We start from the raw sequence: 3327 nt of genomic DNA, 5'->3' as shown, positions 1-3327 counted from the left end.
AAAAACCTGTGCTACAGTCGTGGGCTTCGCTGATCACAACGCAGCGCTTGTCGGGAACGGCAGCTAGCGGTGGAGTGGTTGGAGGAGGCGGGTTCTGAGTTGGCGCAAGTTGATTTGGATCCTGGGCGGGCTGAGAGGGGCGCCGAGTGCTTCGGGAAATGTTCTAAAAAGAATTTTTCAAAAGTACTTGACGGCGCTGCGAAAGCAGATCAAAATCTCGCCTCTTTGCTGCTGACGAATGGTTTGAAAACGAATCAAACGACGGCGACAAAGAAAGCAAGTCGATGAGTATTGCGAAAAGAAATTTTCAAAAATACTTGACGACAAGCAAAAAAGCAGATTAGAATCTCGCTTCTTTGCTGCTGACAACTAAACGACGTCAGCGACGCAGCAAACTGAGCTAAACGGCGAAAGTTTGAATGCGATGTTCTTTAAGAATTAACAGCCGATAAGCGTGGGCGTTTGAGGCGAAGTGATGTTGCAGGGTGACTTGCAACGGTCCTTCGGACTTTAAACGCTCACGGAAATTAGATTTGAATCATGCAAATGGTTTAAGTCGATTCCGTTGAGTAAATTCAAGATCGAACTGTAGAGTTTGATCCTGGCTCAGATTGAACGCTGGCGGCATGCCTTACACATGCAAGTCGAACGGTAACAGGTTAAGCTGACGAGTGGCGAACGGGTGAGTAATATATCGGAACGTGCCCAGTCGTGGGGGATAACTGTTCGAAAGAACAGCTAATACCGCATACGACCTGAGGGTGAAAGCGGGGGATCGCAAGACCTCGCGCGATTGGAGCGGCCGATATCAGATTAGGTAGTTGGTGGGGTAAAAGCCCACCAAGCCAACGATCTGTAGCTGGTCTGAGAGGACGACCAGCCACACTGGGACTGAGACACGGCCCAGACTCCTACGGGAGGCAGCAGTGGGGAATTTTGGACAATGGGCGCAAGCCTGATCCAGCCATGCCGCGTGCGGGAAGAAGGCCTTCGGGTTGTAAACCGCTTTTGTCAGGGAAGAAAAGGTTCTGGTTAATACCTGGGACTCATGACGGTACCTGAAGAATAAGCACCGGCTAACTACGTGCCAGCAGCCGCGGTAATACGTAGGGTGCAAGCGTTAATCGGAATTACTGGGCGTAAAGCGTGCGCAGGCGGTTATGCAAGACAGAGGTGAAATCCCCGGGCTCAACCTGGGAACTGCCTTTGTGACTGCATAGCTAGAGTACGGTAGAGGGGGATGGAATTCCGCGTGTAGCAGTGAAATGCGTAGATATGCGGAGGAACACCGATGGCGAAGGCAATCCCCTGGACCTGTACTGACGCTCATGCACGAAAGCGTGGGGAGCAAACAGGATTAGATACCCTGGTAGTCCACGCCCTAAACGATGTCAACTGGTTGTTGGGAGGGTTTCTTCTCAGTAACGTAGCTAACGCGTGAAGTTGACCGCCTGGGGAGTACGGCCGCAAGGTTGAAACTCAAAGGAATTGACGGGGACCCGCACAAGCGGTGGATGATGTGGTTTAATTCGATGCAACGCGAAAAACCTTACCTACCCTTGACATGTCTGGAATCCTGAAGAGATTTGGGAGTGCTCGAAAGAGAGCCAGAACACAGGTGCTGCATGGCCGTCGTCAGCTCGTGTCGTGAGATGTTGGGTTAAGTCCCGCAACGAGCGCAACCCTTGTCATTAGTTGCTACGAAAGGGCACTCTAATGAGACTGCCGGTGACAAACCGGAGGAAGGTGGGGATGACGTCAGGTCATCATGGCCCTTATGGGTAGGGCTACACACGTCATACAATGGCCGGGACAGAGGGCTGCCAACCCGCGAGGGGGAGCTAATCCCAGAAACCCGGTCGTAGTCCGGATCGTAGTCTGCAACTCGACTGCGTGAAGTCGGAATCGCTAGTAATCGCGGATCAGCTTGCCGCGGTGAATACGTTCCCGGGTCTTGTACACACCGCCCGTCACACCATGGGAGCGGGTTCTGCCAGAAGTAGTTAGCCTAACCGCAAGGAGGGCGATTACCACGGCAGGGTTCGTGACTGGGGTGAAGTCGTAACAAGGTAGCCGTATCGGAAGGTGCGGCTGGATCACCTCCTTTCTAGATTGATCGCGCCTCGTGTGTTCTTCGGAGCATGCAGAGCAAGATCGCTAATAGAGCGAAAGCTCAAGCACTTAGTTTCAAGCGCCCACACTTATCGGCTGTCATACAACAGTGAGTGAAATCGCGTGCCTGTGGAGCTGGCCTCAACAAGCCTGGCGATGATGCAGAGCAACGCAAACAAGTTTCGCGTGGGTCTGTAGCTCAGTCGGTTAGAGCACCGTCTTGATAAGGCGGGGGTCGCTGGTTCGAATCCAGCCAGACCCACCACGAGATATCGGGGGATTAGCTCAGCTGGGAGAGCACCTGCTTTGCAAGCAGGGGGTCGTCGGTTCGATCCCGTCATCCTCCACCAGTTTCACTCATTCAGTTGGTAAACCTTAGCGAATAGCAATGTTCGTTGAGGTTTACCAGCTCTTGATCGCAAGATCGGCTGTTGTTCTTTAACAATTTGTAGAGTCGAATCAGCGTTGCTGACGGAAAGTATCTCCTGATACACCGTGCCGTCAGCAATGATTTTGATTGCGTCAAACATAGACTTCAACTAAGCAAGAAATTGATTAGGTATGAAGAACGGCGTAACGCGTGAATACTCAAAAAAGCGGTCGGACTGGAGCAATCTGGTTGGATCGCGTCCTTGATCGACAGTGCAGTCAGCGCTGTCAAAGTTATAGGGTCAAGTGACTAAGTGCATGTGGTGGATGCCTTGGCGATTACAGGCGACGAAGGACGTGATAGCCTGCGATAAGCTTCGGGGAGCTGGCAAATTAGCTTTGATCCGGAGATTTCCGAATGGGGAAACCCACTCCGCAAGGAGTAACTCTGACTGAATACATAGGTCATTGTGGCGAACCGGGTGAACTGAAACATCTCAGTAGCTCGAGGAAAAGACATCAACCGAGATTCCGAAAGTAGTGGCGAGCGAAATCGGAGTAGCCCTCGCGTTTTAGCAGTTTGTATATCAGAACGGAATGGAAAGTCCGGCCACAGCGGGTGATAGCCCCGTATGAGAAATGCAGATTGTGGAACTAGGCGCGAATAGAGTAGGGCGGGACACGTGAAATCCTGTCTGAATATGGGGGGACCATCCTCCAAGGCTAAATACTCGTAATCGACCGATAGTGAACAAGTACCGTGAGGGAAAGGCGAAAAGAACCCCGGGAGGGGAGTGAAATAGATCCTGAAACCGCATGCATACAAAAAGTAGGAGCCCGCAAGGG

Annotated in this window: 2 tRNA genes and 2 rRNA genes (1 of these 4 only partly in view); all 4 read left to right on the top strand. The window is 51.9% G+C overall.

The features are described from left to right. The first annotated feature begins 583 nt into the window (after positions 1–583). Positions 584–2107, top strand: a 16S ribosomal RNA gene (locus AC07OY_RS28925). A 193-nt stretch (positions 2108–2300) separates the two neighbouring features. Continuing rightward, positions 2301–2377: transfer RNA gene (locus AC07OY_RS28920), tRNA-Ile, on the top strand. Positions 2378–2386: 9 nt separating this feature from the next. Then, a tRNA-Ala gene (locus tag AC07OY_RS28915) sits at positions 2387–2462 on the top strand. Between the two features lie 319 nt (positions 2463–2781). Further along, a 23S ribosomal RNA gene (locus AC07OY_RS28910) occupies positions 2782–3327 on the top strand (it continues 2431 nt past the right edge of the window). Together the 16S and 23S rRNA genes with 2 tRNA genes alongside form the textbook arrangement of a ribosomal RNA operon.

This window comes from Roseateles sp. GW821-FHT09H10 (genome assembly GCF_059415865.1).
This window is presented reverse-complemented; position numbering and strand designations above follow the sequence as displayed.